This is a genomic window from Paenibacillus stellifer (assembly GCF_000758685.1).
GTDB classification, from domain to species: Bacteria; Bacillota; Bacilli; order Paenibacillales; family Paenibacillaceae; genus Paenibacillus_AQ; species Paenibacillus_AQ stellifer.
The window spans coordinates 3,061,181-3,077,111 of record NZ_CP009286.1 but is presented as its reverse complement, the minus strand read 5'-3'; the positions used below and the strand labels follow the sequence as shown (position 1 = coordinate 3,077,111).

Annotated in this window: 15 protein-coding genes and 3 pseudogenes; 10 read left to right on the top strand and 8 right to left on the bottom strand. The window is 42.3% G+C overall.

All coding sequences use genetic code 11. The features are described from left to right. Window positions 1-29: 29 nt before the first annotated feature. The gene (locus PSTEL_RS14180) at window positions 30-245 is read left to right on the top strand and encodes a helix-turn-helix domain-containing protein (RefSeq protein ID WP_082451815.1); all 216 of its coding nucleotides are present in this window, start codon (window positions 30-32) and stop codon (window positions 243-245) included. Window positions 246-253: 8 nt separating this feature from the next. Here the strand turns inward: PSTEL_RS14180 and PSTEL_RS14175 are convergent, their stop codons facing one another. Beyond that, window positions 254-607 carry a hypothetical protein gene (locus PSTEL_RS14175; RefSeq protein WP_169744579.1) on the bottom strand — a complete coding sequence of 118 codons (354 nt, stop codon included), beginning with the start codon at window positions 605-607 and terminating at the stop codon, window positions 254-256. A gap of 105 nt (window positions 608-712) precedes the next feature. Between PSTEL_RS14175 and PSTEL_RS14170 the strand changes: the two genes are divergently transcribed. The 4 genes and pseudogenes from PSTEL_RS14170 (at window position 713) to PSTEL_RS28970 (ending at window position 2,544) form a co-directional block, all read left to right on the top strand. Then, window positions 713-1,054 carry a helix-turn-helix domain-containing protein gene (locus PSTEL_RS14170; protein WP_052098489.1) on the top strand — a complete coding sequence of 114 codons (342 nt, stop codon included), beginning with the start codon at window positions 713-715 and terminating at the stop codon, window positions 1,052-1,054. 105 nt (window positions 1,055-1,159) lie between these two features. Further along, window positions 1,160-1,993, top strand: coding sequence for a non-homologous end joining protein Ku (gene ku, locus PSTEL_RS14165; protein ID WP_052098488.1), 834 nt, complete (start codon window positions 1,160-1,162; stop codon window positions 1,991-1,993). 195 nt (window positions 1,994-2,188) lie between these two features. Next, window positions 2,189-2,404: pseudogene (locus PSTEL_RS28975) on the top strand (FAD-dependent oxidoreductase); the annotation flags it as partial. 2 nt (window positions 2,405-2,406) lie between these two features. After that, a complete protein-coding gene (locus PSTEL_RS28970) occupies window positions 2,407-2,544 on the top strand; it encodes a hypothetical protein (RefSeq protein ID WP_425339974.1) in 138 nt (45 codons plus the stop codon). Window positions 2,545-3,055: 511 nt separating this feature from the next. Here the strand turns inward: PSTEL_RS28970 and PSTEL_RS14160 are convergent. The 4 genes and pseudogenes from PSTEL_RS14160 to PSTEL_RS14145 form a co-directional block, all read right to left on the bottom strand. Further along, window positions 3,056-4,951 (bottom strand): ATP-dependent nuclease, encoded by a 1,896-nt coding sequence (locus PSTEL_RS14160; RefSeq protein ID WP_218917546.1) that lies wholly within the window; start codon window positions 4,949-4,951, stop codon window positions 3,056-3,058. A gap of 372 nt (window positions 4,952-5,323) precedes the next feature. Further along, a complete protein-coding gene (locus PSTEL_RS14155) occupies window positions 5,324-5,743 on the bottom strand; it encodes a universal stress protein (protein WP_038696223.1) in 420 nt (139 codons plus the stop codon). Window positions 5,744-5,764: 21 nt separating this feature from the next. Next, window positions 5,765-7,229, bottom strand: a pseudogene (locus PSTEL_RS14150) (SulP family inorganic anion transporter). A 191-nt stretch (window positions 7,230-7,420) separates the two neighbouring features. Next, window positions 7,421-8,698 (bottom strand): MFS transporter, encoded by a 1,278-nt coding sequence (locus tag PSTEL_RS14145; protein ID WP_038696221.1) that lies wholly within the window; start codon window positions 8,696-8,698, stop codon window positions 7,421-7,423. A 73-nt stretch (window positions 8,699-8,771) separates the two neighbouring features. Here PSTEL_RS14145 and PSTEL_RS14140 point away from each other — a divergent pair, with 73 nt between their 5' ends. The 4 genes from PSTEL_RS14140 (at window position 8,772) to PSTEL_RS14125 (ending at window position 12,135) form a co-directional block, all read left to right on the top strand. Further along, window positions 8,772-9,200 (top strand): universal stress protein, encoded by a 429-nt coding sequence (locus PSTEL_RS14140; protein WP_038696219.1) that lies wholly within the window; start codon window positions 8,772-8,774, stop codon window positions 9,198-9,200. Between the two features lie 390 nt (window positions 9,201-9,590). After that, window positions 9,591-9,779 (top strand): helix-turn-helix domain-containing protein, encoded by a 189-nt coding sequence (locus tag PSTEL_RS14135; RefSeq protein ID WP_038696217.1) that lies wholly within the window; start codon window positions 9,591-9,593, stop codon window positions 9,777-9,779. Window positions 9,780-9,870: 91 nt separating this feature from the next. Continuing rightward, window positions 9,871-11,580 carry a ribonuclease J gene (locus PSTEL_RS14130; RefSeq protein WP_038696215.1) on the top strand — a complete coding sequence of 570 codons (1,710 nt, stop codon included), beginning with the start codon at window positions 9,871-9,873 and terminating at the stop codon, window positions 11,578-11,580. 24 nt (window positions 11,581-11,604) lie between these two features. Further along, window positions 11,605-12,135: an NUDIX hydrolase gene (locus PSTEL_RS14125; RefSeq protein WP_038696213.1), complete on the top strand. Its 531-nt coding sequence runs from the start codon at window positions 11,605-11,607 to the stop codon at window positions 12,133-12,135. Window positions 12,136-12,209: 74 nt separating this feature from the next. Here PSTEL_RS14125 and PSTEL_RS14120 read toward each other — a convergent pair whose 3' ends face one another. Both PSTEL_RS14120 and PSTEL_RS14115 read right to left on the bottom strand, forming a co-directional pair. Continuing rightward, window positions 12,210-12,629 (bottom strand): universal stress protein, encoded by a 420-nt coding sequence (locus PSTEL_RS14120; protein ID WP_038696211.1) that lies wholly within the window; start codon window positions 12,627-12,629, stop codon window positions 12,210-12,212. Window positions 12,630-12,653: 24 nt separating this feature from the next. After that, a complete protein-coding gene (locus PSTEL_RS14115) occupies window positions 12,654-14,117 on the bottom strand; it encodes a SulP family inorganic anion transporter (protein WP_082451813.1) in 1,464 nt (487 codons plus the stop codon). A gap of 158 nt (window positions 14,118-14,275) precedes the next feature. Between PSTEL_RS14115 and PSTEL_RS14110 the strand changes: the two genes are divergently transcribed. Then, a complete protein-coding gene (locus PSTEL_RS14110; protein ID WP_038696207.1) occupies window positions 14,276-14,818 on the top strand; it encodes a recombinase family protein in 543 nt (180 codons plus the stop codon). Window positions 14,819-14,868: 50 nt separating this feature from the next. Here the strand turns inward: PSTEL_RS14110 and PSTEL_RS27030 are convergent. After that, window positions 14,869-15,554: pseudogene (locus PSTEL_RS27030) on the bottom strand (cation:proton antiporter); the annotation flags it as partial. Window positions 15,555-15,931: the final 377 nt, after the last annotated feature.

Genomic DNA, 15,931 nt, shown 5'->3' with positions numbered 1-15,931 from the left:
TAATCTTAATAGATTAAGAGAGGAGTATTATGATGAGCGAATTCATGTATTATAAAATCATTGGTCAACTTATTAAGAGTAAAAGAGAAGAACGAGGCATGACTCAAGAAGAACTAGCAATACGAGTCCATATTTCAAGACCTTCAATAACCAATATTGAAGCCGGTCGTCACCTTATTCGAATCCATTATCTTTATCAGATTGCCACTTCTCTTGAGGTTTCTGTCCATGATCTTCTACCTTAGAATGTCTATCATTTGTTTTTGTTATGTCTTAATTGTACTTTCAATGACGCTATGGCTGAAAAATAGAGTTCTCTCATCTCAGAGTCGATTTTTTGGCTTGCATCTTCAATTTGGAATGCACCTTTTGTAGAGTCGATATCAAGTAACATAATTCTTGTTAAATCCTTACTATCGTAGAGAATTGGTATCTGCCATCCCTCTTCTCGCTGTGCTAACTCAAACCATCCATGCTTTATCATCATTCCGTTTGTGTAAAACACGTTTTCGAATTTTAAGCCAGATGGTGTAACTAAAGCAAATCCTAAGGTCAATGAGTTCTCTGTATTTTCCAATCCTATCACCTCACTATATAGTGTTGCCATTTACTACTAAATAATACGTATACATATCAAAAATATGTATTGATATTTATGTGAGTATGTATCGCTGTTGCCCCATTGTTTACACTTAGTTTTAGAGGTGTAATCATGGAAACTTCAGTAATTCAAAAAATAGGACAACGCATCCGTGATATTCGGAAGCAACGTGGATGGTCTCAAGAGGAGCTCGGTGAAAAGGCCGGCTTTCATTTCTCCTATATTGGTGGCGTTGAACGAGCTGAAAAAAATATTACTTTAGTGAACCTACTGAAGATCGCCGATGCTCTTGATGTTCAGATTATGGATTTGTTTATGTATACGAAATATCAAGAGTCCGCATTGAATGAAAAGGACGAATTATTGAATCAAATCATCCATACCTTAGTTTCCTTAAAAAAAAGAGATCTTCGAAAGGTTCAAGTCATGCTAGATGAGTTTTTCGAAAAATAGACCGATCACATGGCATAAATAAACCGCACCCTTTGCTTGGGGGTGCGGTTTATTTATGTTTGATATGGGAATGACTTTTTAGTATAAACTTTAGGAGGTGTTCCCATGCATACCATATGGAAAGGCGCTATCAGTTTTGGATTAGTTCACATCCCGGTGAAACTTTACGCCGCCACAGAGGAGAAAGAAATCTCTCTCAACTTACTCCATAAAAGCTGCCATGGTACAATTAAAAACCAGCGATATTGCCCAAATTGTCAACGATCCGTCGAGTCTGAAGAACTCATTAAAGGCTACCCACTGGATACGAATCAATATGTAACCTTTGAAAAAGAGGAACTCGATCAGATTCAAGAAGACGCTAGTAAGCAGATACGGATTATTGATTTCATGAAGGAAGAACAAGTCGATTTAATGTTCACGCAAAAGGTTTATTTTCTAGGTCCTGATCAACTTGGGAGTCATGCGTACTATTTACTTCTCAAGGCTCTTGAGACATCTAAAAGACTCGCAATCGCCAAGTTTACGTTTCGAGCTAACACGAAATTATGTATCCTGAAGCCGATAAATGGAAATTGCATTCAGTTGGCCACCATGCACTACGCGAATGAAATGCGGCCCGTAGAGAACGTCCCCAACCTCTCTAGTACCATTTCTGTAGATTCCAATCAGCTGAAGTTAGCCTTACAAATCGTCAAAGGAATGACAGGTACCTCCGATTTAAAATCATATTCCAATCCAGAGCAAGAACGATTGTTAGCAGCTATTCAATCTAAAATTGCCGGACAGAACATTGTTTTAAAGCCCACGCAAGAATCAGAGGTTGTTGTTGATCTTTTAGAGGCGCTTCGGGAGAGTGTCAGAATGAATAAAGGGAAAAACAAGGTGGCAGCCCCGAAGGAAAGTAAACGTGGGACCCCTAATGAAAAACTGGGATAGTCTTTTGCAAGCAAATGGATGAAGTAGCTAAGGATCCAAGTAAGGTGGTTCTTAGCTATTTTCATGTCCTTCCTGGACTTCTCCAAAAGATTACCCTCTGCCGAATTTTCTATATATCCCTCCCTGAATATACGAGCAAAACTCTAGTTTGTTTTTATAAGCTAATGCTAATATAACTATATGGACGTACTTAATTTGAAGATTATTATTGTAGGCTCTGTAGCTGCAGGAACCTATGTGGCTGCTAAAGCCCGGTGGAATGATGAATCGGACGAAATTATTGTATATGAAAGGGTCCAGATATTTCTTACTCCATCTGCGGGATACCTTATTATTTAGGGAATGAAGTCGATGACCTGTCAGAGTTGATTCCTCGAGATAAAAAGTGGTTTGAGGCTCGCTACCACGTCAAGATGGACATCAACCATGAGGACATTGTAAACGATCCGGTGAACCAGGCCATCCGTGTGATTGATTTAAGCAATGGTGCCGAGGTGGAAGAGACTTTCGATAAGCATGGGCTGGCTACAGGGGCCAATGTTACGATTTAAAGCAAAAGTTGAGGACCTCTTTCATCTGGATATGACCTATGCGCCTTCTTTCTCTAGCACGAAAGACCCTGTTATGTACACAGCGATGACCCTTCATAACGCGATCAGCCGCAATCGTCCTCTACTTTCTCCGGCAGAGCTGGTGGGCAAAGAAGACGAGTATCAAATTGTTGACACGCGTTCGAGAAAGCAATATGAAGCCAGTCATGTCCAAGGAGCACAGATATTTCACTTAGCGACCTGCGTGAGAAGGCTTCTACCTTAGATTTTCAGAAACCTACAGACACCTATTGCAACAAAGGAACAACCGGAAATGCAGCCCAGAATATTCGGGCTTTGAGAAGGTCTTTAACCTGTCGGGAGGCAACAAGAATTATCAAGTATATCGTCGTTACCTGAAATCATTCAATTCGTAAAGAACGGTTTATCTAGCTCCAATTCCAAATTTATAGGACTGTACTTTTGTCGCACAGTCCTATAAATCGGGAGTTATTGTATAACTTCTACGTGCTCAAAGTCCCTCGTCTATTTCATCTTCAGTACCTGCAGCCACTAATTCCTTACTGGCTTGCACAGCAACCATCTCCTCTAACTGAGCAATGCTTGTCCATTCAAGCGCGCCTTCAGGCGGAACTTTGCTATGATCCAGAAGAGCATCCAGCAGTTGTTCCACCTTTTCGAATCGTTTCTCATCGTGTTGCAAATGAACAATTGCATTGTAGGGTTTCTCACTACTTACTTCCTCCCCAAAATACGCTTTCTCAAAATTCCCCAGTGAGGCTAGTAGTCGAACATTTGAAGTATGCGGTCGATCCTGTATCGCTGCATATATTTTTTCGTTATGTGCCCATGCCGGATTTTTTATCGTTTTTCCCTTTCTTAGGGTTGTCGGTGTATCACTATCATGCAGGACAGAGTAACGAGAACCGAAATGATTTAAAATTTTGACTAATGAAATAATGGTCGCTTTTCCTCTTGCTCTAATAATATGTACATCCTTATATATACCCGGCTTTGTTGCCATGATGTGCTTAAACGCCGTATACTCCGTGTCGCCTTCAACGATAATGCAACGTCCTCCAAAGAAGAATTCGGCAACATAAGGATCAAAAATGTTCATTAGCTTTAATAGGGAGCGGTCTTCATCATCTAATTTGACTCTTTCCGGACGAAATACCGTTGTCCCGGAAATGTGTCCATTAATCTGTTCTACTCTTATAATGGTTGTGTTATCGCGAGAGACGTCAATAAAAGCAGGAGAGTGTGTCGTTACAATCACTTGCCAGTTTCCCGTATTCGGTAAATCGTATAATACCCGGCAAGCCTCTCTTACTGCGTTTGGATGAAGGCATAGCTCTGGCTCATCCAAAAGAAGGACATGAGGCCTATTCTCCTCACCTTCGATTGCTTCTTTTTTAGCCCCTTTTTTAGCCCCTTTAGTCACATTCGTTTCTGCAATCATTCGTAAGGCACTCCATAATAAGGTACGTCTTGCACCGCTCCCTTGACGATCCAGTGTGGTTAAATGTCCATTTTCACCATATCCCATCTTTAGCTGCGCGTTATTTACCTTTTGAAATAGATTAAGGTCACTCTCCGCTTCCTCTTCTGCCCGAGGATCAAATTTAACAACGTATCCGGGGAATACTTCACTAAGTAGCTCTGAGACCTGCAGCTCAATTTTTTCGATATGCGCAATGGATTCACTGATTACTTGCTGTCTTAATGTTGCGATCGTACGGAGCAAATGTTTGTATTGAGATTCCCCAGCCTCTTCTTGAACATCCTTTACTCTCTCTTTAATGACATTGCTCAGCAGTTTGACGATGACATCCGCTTGTACTTTAGGATCTGAAAATGCATCGATTCGATGCGGCTTTGGTCGATTATAATTTGCGACATTAGGTGCACCCCATGGAACCGCATCTTCTGCCCATACTTTTTTTTCAACATCGAAGCCCTGACGCTTGGGTGCACCTGGAGTAGCCCATGTCCATCTCTCCTTGACCAACTTTTCTTGGGTAATTGAATCCGTATGTATCCATCTCGCTCCAGGAGCATGATTCTGAACAACTGTGTGAAGCTCGATCATGGGAAGAGAATCTTGATGTACCACACCACCTGGAAAGTCATCTTCCTGCAGATTAGCTTCGTTCGAGCCCTCGGACATTGCTACTTCATAGGCCCTTAGAATGGAGCTCTTTCCGACATTGTTTGGACCTACTAATACGACAATCTTATCCAGTTCAATTGTGACTGGATAATTGTGACTGGATGATTGCCTATTCCGCGAAAATTCTGGATGATCAATTGCTTCAATCGAGGACGCTCTTGATTCAATGGTTCTATCGTACGCTGCTGCTCGTTCATTTCTATTCCTCCCATACATTCGTTCTTCACCTCTCAACAGTAAACTACCTAATTTTGGATTTCAATCTTTTTTAGATCGGTCTTCCATACCCTTCAATGCTCATTTCAGCTACGAATGGCGACATGCAAAAAGGACTATTTCCCTCTTAGGAAACAATCCCTTCATTACCGGCGTTCGAGAATAACTCCGCTATAGTCTTGACATGGTCCTTCAGGTTAACGCGCAATCAATAGGTGAACTTCAAATTCAATAACGCAGTTACCGGCAGGTTGGTGTATTTGAGAAGCAAGATGGTAATGGCGGAGAATTTATTGATGTAATGATTATGGAGAAACTGCTTTAAATTGAATAAATATATAACAAACGTGGGAGCTCTAAGCTCCCCACGTTTGTTAAATTACACCCTTGCTATTTCACAATAATCACCGGACATTGAACCAACTTCATAACCTTATGACTGACGCTACCCATTATCATTTCCTGAAGCGTATTCAGCCCCCGACTTCCCATGATAGCAAATTCAATGTTTTCTTGTTCAGTGTAATCAACGATAGTCAATGCCGGATCACCGTGAAGAATTTTCAAATGATAGATTATTCCATTTTGCTTTAGCAGCTCTTCAACCGCCACTAATTTTCTCCGTCTCTGTATGTCTAACTCTTCCACACGATAGGAATGCAGTACTTCATCTTTAGATTTAGAATAATCCGCGACATTGAGAACATCCACTTGGCAGCCTGGTGACAAACTCGCCAACTTTATTGCTTCTTGGGTAGCTCGTAGAGAGTTTTCTGATCCGTCCACAGCTAAGGCAACCCGCTTGTACATGAAATCCACCCCAATATAGAATTAATGTGTACTTAACTTTGCATTCACATCGTTATAAACAGCCAACTTGTCCACCGTCTTTTTACTTGCCGAGTTCAACCCCGTAATAGTGACTACATTATTGTTCTCACGATATTTAATTACTACTTTATCAATAGCGCCAACCGCAGAATCATCCCATATGTGTGAGTTTTCAAAATTGATAATGAGGTTTGTATTTTCGATGGAAAAATCAAACGATTCAACGAACCTTTCAACAGAAGCAAAAAACAACTGACCTTCTACATCAAACAACGTTTTATGATCAAGCTCACGTCTATAAATTCTAATTGTCGAGATCTTAGCTACAAACAAAATAGCGCTCAGTATAACCCCGGCAATAACTCCAATTGATAAGTCATGTGTAGCAACAACAAGGATTACGGTTACCAGCATAACAGCAGCATCACTTTTAGGGGCTTTACGTAAATAGGAGAATGACGACCAATCAAATGTTCCAATGGACACCATAATCATAATGCCTACCAGAACAGCCATCGGGATTTTCACAACCAAATCTCCCAGTAGGAGAATCAGAAGCATTAGAAACAATCCTGAAATTAAAGTTGACAATCGGCCCTCTCCCACCAGACTTCACGTTGATTACGGTCTGGCCAATCATCGCACAGCCGGCCATCCCGCCAAAAAATCCAGTAATGATATTCGCGATGCCCTGTCCTCTGGCTTCTTTATTTTTGTTACTGTCACTCGATGTCATATCATCCAAAATGGAAGCCGTTAGCAAAGACTCCAATAGTCCTACTATAGCTAAAGCTACAGAATACGGAAAAATAATTTGTAACGTCTCTAAATTGAAGGGTACATTTGGAATGAAGAACATTGGTAAGGACTGTGTGATGTTGCCAAGATCCCCGACAGTTCCTAAATTAATTCCAGATACGATAGCAGCTGCGGTTAATAGAACAATTGCAATCAATGGAGCCGGAATAGCTTTAAAGAACTTGGGCAATACGTAAACTATGAGCAAGGTAATGCCTACAAAAACATAAGTCATGGTAGAAATCCCAACGAAATGTGGAATTTGAGCCATAAAGATCAAAATAGCCAGAGCATTAACAAAGCCGATCATCACTGCACGCGGAATAAATTTCATCAATTTAGCTACTTTCAACAGTCCGAATATACACTGAATGACACCAGTCAATACCGTTGCAGCTAATAAGTAGTTTACGCCATGCTCTTTGACGAGTGGTACGATTAGCAAAGCCATTGCTCCTGTTGCAGCAGAAATCATACCCGGACGGCCACCAACAATAGCAGTGACAACGGCAATACAAAAGGAAGCATACAAACCGACCATAGGATCTACACCTGCAATAATGGAAAAAGCAATCGCCTCGGGAATCAAGGCCAAGGCGACCACTAAGCCTGCGAGCAAATCTCCCCGGACATTTGAAAACCAATCTTTTCTTAACTTGCCTAACACTTCAGCACTCACCTCATTGGTATATTTTTATGACCTTTAACTCTCATAAAGGTCAGTCCGCACTCAATCCATAAAATCAGTTTACCATCTTTATTCCCAAAAAGGAACCAAAATGGTTCTTCAATTTTAAATTTTATTAATTTGCGGTCTAAGAAGCGAGGTGAATAAAAGCAGTTTTACTTTCTGAACAATTAACTCTCTTGTATTTCCTTCTCGTTCCTTTTCTTGGGTTTAGGGCTAATTATGGCGAAAACACAGCCCAGTATCGGGAATAAGATCATGATCCAGAGAATCTCTGCATAACCTCCAAAATAATCAAATGCAAATCCAAAGGGTAAAGGTCCGAAAGCTGAGCAAACAACCGTTGAAGTCATGGTAATTCCCTGAATATTAGCAATGCTGGATCTACCATAATAATTGGGCCAAATGGTGTTTAAAGTGATCGACTCAAAGCCCGCGACAATCCCCCGTACCACACCGAAAACAAGCGCACTTGCCGCATCTTGACTGTAAATTAATATGAGCATAGTCAACACTTGACCCACAAAAACAGCAGCAAGAATATAATTCGTTTTAAATCTTTCATTCACAAATCCGGAAATGAAAGATACCGGAAAAGAAGTTAAAGCCATGAGGCTAAGCACAAATGCCGATAAAGTAGCATCAATCCCTTTAGAGCCAAAGATTGAAATCAAATGAAACGTTAACCCTGTATTCACCATTGCAGGTATGCCTACACAAACGAGTAAAAGCCAGAACATTCTTGTCCGCAGAGCCTCATTTAAAGTCCAGCTTTCCTCCAACACTTGAGGTCCGGTAGTACCGGTCAATTGGACCCGGTTGTCTGGCAACAAACCAACAGATTCAGGTGTATTGCGAATGAAGTAAAAGGCTAGCGGGGCAAAGATAAAACTCAATAACCCGCCCCAAAATAACCACGCCTCCCGGATTCCCCACTCTTGAATTATCCAGGTATTAATCAACGGAACAAATGAAGATCCGGCGAAAGTACCAATCGTCATTAAGCTAAAAGCTCTACCTCTGTGTGAGATGAACCATTGCGAGACTAAAGTAACAGGAATAAGTGTCATTGATCCTTGGCCAAAAAGCCGGGTCATAAAAAATCCAAAAAAGAGCATGATCGGAGTAAAAGCCATGCTGTTCCAAAAACAAGCCAAAGCAAGTATAATGGCTACAACGAATGTAACGTTGCGCTGCCCCCAGCGATTCACTGCCCTGCCTACAACAAATAAAAGCATCCCGGCCATAAAGGTAGCTGCGGAATATAAGCTGGATATGAGCGACCTGCTCCAATGATTTTGTTCGATGTATGCATTAATAAAAGTGGAAATGGAGTAAGTCTGGCCGGGTCCAGAGAAAAATAGACCAAGCCCGGCAATCAATACTATGATCCATCCGTAGAAAAATGGCGGTTGAAACGGAATTTTGTTTTTAGATATTGTATTCATACTTATAGTACCTCCATCTGATGTATTTCTGCTTCTGCACAGGTATTCATAAGTTCTTTAAGGAGTGAATGATATGATTAAAACGATACTCGTCGCTTCCGACGGTTCTAAGCATGCCCACCATGCAGCAGAAAAGGCGCTTGAACTGGCTAAACAGTTGGGTAGCGATGTGTCCATCACTTTATTTCATGTTGTTTCTAAAACCATTTCCAGAGGCGAACTAATTCATCACAATCTTAATATCAGAGCGATGCTTGAAGGGGATGCCCACCAAGCCCTCATGCGAACAGAGCTGCTGTTTAAGAAAGAAAACATCCCATTTGATCTTCAAGTCGTCATGGGTGACCCTGCCCAGGAAATCACACGTAAGGCAAATATAGAGAGCTATGATCTTGTCATCATCGGTAGCCGCGGTTTGAATAAAATGAAAGAACTGATTATGGGCAGCGTTAGCCGCGAAGTCGCTCATTCCGTATGGGGACCTGTGCTAATTGTGAAGTAATCCCCGTTTATAGGGTAGGGCATTCTAAATCTTCACCTCTGGAGAATTACCGTTTGTTTCTAAATATCAAGCACACCTAATGAGGGGTGCTTTTTTTCGTTAAGCACCCGTAGATGACCCGCAACCATTCCATTGCCTTTTATGGCTCTTCACTCTCAGAAAAGCCGAGTCCGTTTTTTATCCAATAAGATAAATAATAATAATTCAGGTTCTGTATGAACAAAGAGTAATTCATTGAAGTAAGCGTATTAATTCAACCTTCTCTCTATTTTACTAACCTATTCTCTCCGATGCTTAAGTACAGTTATAATTAAAATAATTTGATATAAATAAGTCCTATCTATTATAATTGAGTATAAATTAGATGCAACAATAAGGAGCGAATCCCACTTGGACGAGCAACATGAAATAATGACGATCGCTCAGGTCGCCAAATATCTGCAGTTAAGCGAAATAACCACATATAAGCTTGTGAATGAGGGTGTTATTCCCGCTTTTAAAATTGGACGGCACTGGAGAGTACAGAAAAGTGACCTTTCTGAATTGATTGAACGACTGAAAAAGGGGGAACGAATCTAACTGCTATTCAGATTGTATTTCACTATTCTGTATTCTCTGTTGACTCATTCTATGAACATCCACTCCAGAGAGATCAGAAAGGACAATACACGTGAATAAACCTTTGCTTGTAGATGCTTCCACAACTCAGAAAAAGAGCCGTCCACGTCCTCAGCCTGTACGCATTTTTGCGCTTGGAGGCCTCGGTGAAATCGGTAAAAACATGTATGGCATTGAATATAAAGATGAAATTGTCCTTATTGATGCCGGCTTAAAATTTCCGGATGCCGATATGAATGGGGTTGACTACATCATCCCTGATATCCGCTACCTGCTTCAAAAAGCAAAGAATATTAAGGCGCTATTCTTGACGCATGGACACGAGGATCATATTGGAGGTATTCCTTATCTCCTTAAACAGCTGTCCGTACCCATTTACGGAGGTCCTTTGACCCTTGGTCTAGTAAAGGCGAAGCTTGAGGAGCACCAGATCCTTCATCAGGCTCAGCTTCACACCATACAGGGTCATGAGATCATATCCTTTCGCCACCTGAAGGTCCATTTTTACCGGACGATACACAGTATCCCTGACGCCTTTGGCATTATCATAGAAACGCCCTACGGCCCTGTTGTGCATACCGGGGATTTCAAATTTGATTCCACCCCTGAGGGAATACCTGCTGATATTCACAAACTGATGATGATTGGCAGGAAAGGAGCTCTAGCCTTACTTGCTGACAGCACAAACAGTGAACGCGAGGGTCAAACCCCTTCAGAGCTGGCGGTAGGTGAGTCCATATTGGAGTCGTTCAGACAATGCAGCGGACGGGTTCTATTTGCCACTTTTGCCTCCAATGTTCACCGGCTACAGCAGGTAGTACGAGCAGCTGTGGAATGCCAGCGGAAGATTATTGTAATTGGACGCAGTATGGAGAAAGTATTCGCCATAGGACAAGAGCTGGGGTATATTCATGTGCCCGAAGGAACCTTGGTGGACAGCAGACGGATTAACACGCTGAAGGATCATCAGGTCCTTATCATCTGTACAGGCAGCCAGGGTGAAGTTAATGCTGCACTCACCCGAATAGCGACCGGTTCTCACCGTTCGATTCAAATTCAGCCGGACGATACCGTCATTTTTTCTTCGTCCCCTATTCCTGGCAACGTACAAAACGTAAACCGCAGTATTAATATGCTGATGCGTTCCGGAGCCAACGTTATTTATGGAACGATTTTTGATATTCATACCTCAGGCCACGGTTCACGAGAAGATTTGAAGCTGATGCTGAACGCCGTCAGGCCAAAATATTTTGTACCCATTCACGGGGAATACCGGATGCTCGTCAATCATAAACGGCTGGCAAAACAAGTTGGTGTTCCGGAAGATCAAATTTATCTGCTGGATATCGGAGAAACCTTGGAAATAACCAGAAACAAGGCAAGAAAAGGCCGGAAGGTTCCTGCCGGTTCTGTATTCGTGAGTCAAAACGAACTACGCTACCACGAAAATGAACTGATACAAGAGCGGAACCAACTCGGAACTAACGGGGTGGTCATCGCCGCATTCACCATCAAGAAGAACACTAAACAAATCGTATTTGGTCCTGATTTAATCAGCCGGGGATTCGTCTACATGAAGGATGCAAAGGCCCTTTTAAAGAAGGCAGAAACCCAGCTGAAATCATCCTTAAACACATTGGGGCAGCAGCATAGATACACTCATGCGGTCTGGTACGATCACACGGTTGAGGTTTTGAATCTATTGTTTGATCAAGAATTAGGCCGTGCTCCCGTCATCCTACCCTCTATCCAGGAACTTTAATTTATCTGAAAAGGAAAGTGTGCAATGAAGCTGATCAAAAAAATGATTCACCAAGATGTACAAAGCATTGAAGGAAACATTTACGAGCGGAGAGCTGCACGAGGGATTATCTTACGGGGTACAGATATCCTCCTTCTGTATACCAAGCGGTATAATGACTACAGCTTCCCCGGAGGCGGCGTAGAGTTAGACGAGGATCTGCTGACTGGACTTCGCAGGGAGCTCGCTGAGGAGACGGGAGCCGCTAAAGTAGAAGTCATTCGTGAGATCGGTTATATTGATGAATACAGACCCCACTACAAACCGGAATTTGATCTCATCCATATGCTGTCTTATTATTATGTCTGTTCCATTGGAGAACAGCTTGGGGAATCTAAGCTTGAGGATTATGAGATCACAAACGGGATGTCTGCCGTATGGATCGATATCCAGGAAGCTATTCATCATAATCGGCAGGTCATTGCCAACCAAGAAGCATCCATGGGTTTCTCTATAGAACGGGAAACGTTGGTGCTTGAACTGATCCTTGAAGACCTTCTCCGTCAATCAGCTTGACGCGCAGAATCAAAAAACCAACCTCAACACAATTTGAGGTTGGTTTTTTGAATTAAGCATTCTCAAGTTTCTCGCTATTTTACAATCATTACAGGACAATGCACTCTTTTTACAACCTTATGGCTGACACTTCCCAGTACCATCTCCTGGAGCGCATTTAATCCCCGGCTTCCGATAATAACCATCTCCACTTTTTCCTTGTTGGCGTAGTCAATGATCGTCGGACCTGGTTCTCCATGCAGGATCTTTAATTTATACGCGATATTTCCTTGCTTCAGTATTTCTTCGACAGGCGCCAGCTTTTGCCGTCTTTTCAGCTCCAGCTCCTCTCTGCCCTGGGTGTGCAGAATTTCACTCTTCGATTTAGAGAAGTCTGCAACGCTAATCACATCAATCTGGCAGCCTGGTGTTAAAGACACCAGCTTCACCGCTTCTTTGGTTGCTCTCAGCGAATTCTCCGACCCATCTACAGCTAATACGATCCGGTTATACATCCTTCATTCACTCCTGAAGTCAAATTAGTGGGCACTTAACTTTGCATTGGCATCATTATAAATAGCCAGTTTATCAACGATCTTTTGGCTTGAGGAATTCAATCCTTTAATTTCAACACGGTTATTGTTCTCTCGATATTTAATGACTACCTTATCGATCGCGCCAACGGCGGAGTCGTCCCAAATATGAGCGTTCGAGAAGTCCACTATAATATCGGTATCCGCTGCTGTAAAATCAAAGGTGTCCACAAAACCGTCTACAGAGGCAAAAAACAGCTGACCTTCGACTTCGAATATGGTTTTCGCTTTTTCCACGCGTTTCCGGACTTCAATATTGGAGATTTTGGAGACAAAGAAGACCGCACTCAAAATCACCCCGGCGATGACACCTTTGGACAAGTCATGGGTAGCCACCACGATAATAACCGTTACGAGCATCACCGCTGCGTCGGTTCTTGGGGCTTTTAACAGATAAGTAAACGAGGACCAGTCAAAAGTACCAATGGATACCATAATCATAATGCCTACCAGGACAGGCATAGGAATTTGCACCACCCAATCGCCCAGTACAAGAATCAAGAACATCAGGAACGTGCCCGCCACCAAAGTTGATAGTCTTCCTCTTCCGCCTGATTTGACGTTAATCACCGATTGCCCGATCATAGCGCATCCAGCCATACCGCCGAAGAAACCGTTGATTACATTCGCGATTCCCTGACCTCTGGCCTCCCGGTTCTTATTGCTGTCCGTTCCTGTCATATCATCCACAATGGAGGCGGTCAACAGAGATTCCAGCAGGCCGACAATAGCTAGTGCAATGGAATACGGGAAGATGATTTTCAGTGTCTCCAAATTAAACGGAACATCAGGAATAAAAAAGGATGGCAGCTCTTGCTTAATAATACCGAGATCCCCCACTGTGTTCAGGTTAACCCCCGTGAAAATGGCTATTACCGTCAATACAAAAATGGCAATCAGCGGAGCAGGAATCGCCTTGAAGAATAAGGGAACAACATATACAATGGCTAACGTGATCCCGACAAAAACATACGTCATCCCGTTAATTCCCCAGAAATGCGGTACCTGGGCCATGAAAATTAGGATTGCCAAAGCGTTGACAAAGCCAATCATGACCGGTCTCGGAATAAACTTCATCAGCCTGGCAATCTTGAGAACTCCGAATACAAGCTGGATCACGCCTGTCAGTATCGTTGCCGCAAGCAGGTACTGAAGCCCATGCTCCTTGACTAGAGGAACCATAAGCAATGCCATGGCTCCTGTAGCTGCCGATATCATACCTGGCCGACCGCCTACAAAAGCAATGATGACCGCAATACAAAAGGACGCATAAAGGCCCACCATAGGATCAACACCGGCAATAATCGAAAATGCGATGGCTTCCGGAATCAGTGCCAATGCCACGACTATCCCTGCCAGAACATCTCCCTTCACATTAAAAAACCAGTTTTGTTTTAGTTTCTCAATCACTCTGTTTTCCACCTCTTGTTTTTTCGGCAATGCCATCTAAGGATGTCAGACCGATTTTCTACAAACAGTTTAACATCACTCTTCCCTAAATGGAACCTTTTCGATACAAAAAAATATGGTATGATAACGGCAGGTTTAAAAAGTAAGGAGAGTACAGAATGCGTATTGGATATATGAGACCTTATCAGGACGATCTGAATGTTGAAGCACAAACTCAAATGTTAACCTCTTTCGCATGTGATACCTTTGTTATTGAAGAACACGCATCAGCGAAGCGAAGAACCCATCTTAACCATATGATGAACAATTTAAATCCTGGAGATACTATCGTAGTTGCTAAATTGTTCGCCCTTGCAGATTCTACCCGTCACCTCGTGGAGCTGCTCGAACTCCTGGACAGACAGGAAGCTTATATATTCTCTATTACAGAAAATATAGACACGGGTAAACCCGAAGGATATTCATTTAGCGATATTGTAAAGCACTTGGTTGAGTTTCAAAGCGATGTAATTAGTGAAAAAACCAAAAGAGGACTCTTCGAAGCGAAGCAGAAAGGGAATGTTCCCGGCCGGCCCCGGAAAGCTGATGAAAACGTGGAGAAAGCGATCCTTATGTATCAGTCCAAAAACTATACGCTAGCTGAGATTAAAGAACAAACTGGAATCAGCAAATCGACCTTGTACCGATATTTAGAAAATTAATTGTATTCGTGATGAACACAGATAAACTCCTGCCAGATGGCAGGAGTCTTTTACGACATCTTCAACTCTATCTTTGACGTTTGGCTATCTTTTGATGAATTTATTTCAGAGTCGACCGTATTACTGAATACAATTTTTATAGGTGGAGCTATCAGGGTTGCAAGGATTATCGTTATAATAAAGGTTGTGAAGTATTCAGGGAGAAGCAATTCAGAATGCATTCCTGTGGCAGCAATGATTAACGCGACTTCACCTTTGGATACCATACCAGAACCTTTGGCAATTGAAGAACGAGCATTGAATCTGGTTGACCTTGCCCCTCCTGCACCTGTCCCGAAAAAGCTGGTAAGAACGGCAAGCAGAACAACAACAAGCACATCATCTACTACGGCTGCTCCCAATATGGTTGTAGCTTCCCTTGAATCCAGCCGGTTTATTTATACCTGCACCGTAATACTTACTGAAGTTACACTTAACAACACTCCAGGAACAACGAATGAGCTGAGGATAATCCGAACACCTCCCCTGCTCCAAATCCGCCAGCTAAAGGTAACATAATACACCCTACCGCAACCGCAAATGCCGGCTTCCAATTCTTCTTTATCTGCTCCAGATCGTTTTCAAGTCCGGCCATAAACATAAGTAGCAAAACGCCAATCTCGGCAAAGAAATGGATAAACTCCCCTTCATCTATCCAGCCTAAGTTGGCAGGCCCTAAAATAATTCCTATAATTAATGCAATCGCGCGTTTATTAAGATTAGACATATATCAATTCGGCAATAGATACATGTTCTTGTCCATTTTCGGCAATGGATATATGTTCTTGTCCTCTTACACCCGTCCAACAATGATGACACAAAGTTACCTACATAAATAACACAAAGTTACCTACATTGTTATATTACAATCAAATGTTTACTCCGGCTCTCTGCTCCATAAATGAGTAAAAAATAGACTCCTACCAGGGAAATGTAACTTCTCTGGTAGGAGTCATTAGCCTTTCGGCATTTATTGCGAACTTCTCGCCTAATGCATAGGTGAATTATGTTACCTTATGCAAAGTCAGTCAAGACAAAATCAAAGCTTACCTCCACAAATTATACTGAACAAGA

What these genes read in the sequence shown, in the direction of transcription:
- PSTEL_RS14180 (WP_082451815.1), top strand. Translation starts at nt 30, where the DNA reads ATGATGAGCGAATTCATGTATTATAAAATCATTGGTCAACTTATTAAG.
- PSTEL_RS14175 (WP_169744579.1), bottom strand. Translation starts at nt 607, where the DNA reads ATGGCAACACTATATAGTGAGGTGATAGGATTGGAAAATACAGAGAAC.
- PSTEL_RS14170 (WP_052098489.1), top strand. Translation starts at nt 713, where the DNA reads ATGGAAACTTCAGTAATTCAAAAAATAGGACAACGCATCCGTGATATT.
- ku (WP_052098488.1), top strand. Translation starts at nt 1,160, where the DNA reads ATGCATACCATATGGAAAGGCGCTATCAGTTTTGGATTAGTTCACATC.
- PSTEL_RS28970 (WP_425339974.1), top strand. Translation starts at nt 2,407, where the DNA reads ATGGACATCAACCATGAGGACATTGTAAACGATCCGGTGAACCAGGCC.
- PSTEL_RS14155 (WP_038696223.1), bottom strand. Translation starts at nt 5,743, where the DNA reads ATGTACAAGCGGGTTGCCTTAGCTGTGGACGGATCAGAAAACTCTCTA.
- PSTEL_RS14145 (WP_038696221.1), bottom strand. Translation starts at nt 8,698, where the DNA reads ATGAATACAATATCTAAAAACAAAATTCCGTTTCAACCGCCATTTTTC.
- PSTEL_RS14140 (WP_038696219.1), top strand. Translation starts at nt 8,772, where the DNA reads ATGATTAAAACGATACTCGTCGCTTCCGACGGTTCTAAGCATGCCCAC.
- PSTEL_RS14125 (WP_038696213.1), top strand. Translation starts at nt 11,605, where the DNA reads ATGAAGCTGATCAAAAAAATGATTCACCAAGATGTACAAAGCATTGAA.
- PSTEL_RS14120 (WP_038696211.1), bottom strand. Translation starts at nt 12,629, where the DNA reads ATGTATAACCGGATCGTATTAGCTGTAGATGGGTCGGAGAATTCGCTG.
- PSTEL_RS14110 (WP_038696207.1), top strand. Translation starts at nt 14,276, where the DNA reads ATGCGTATTGGATATATGAGACCTTATCAGGACGATCTGAATGTTGAA.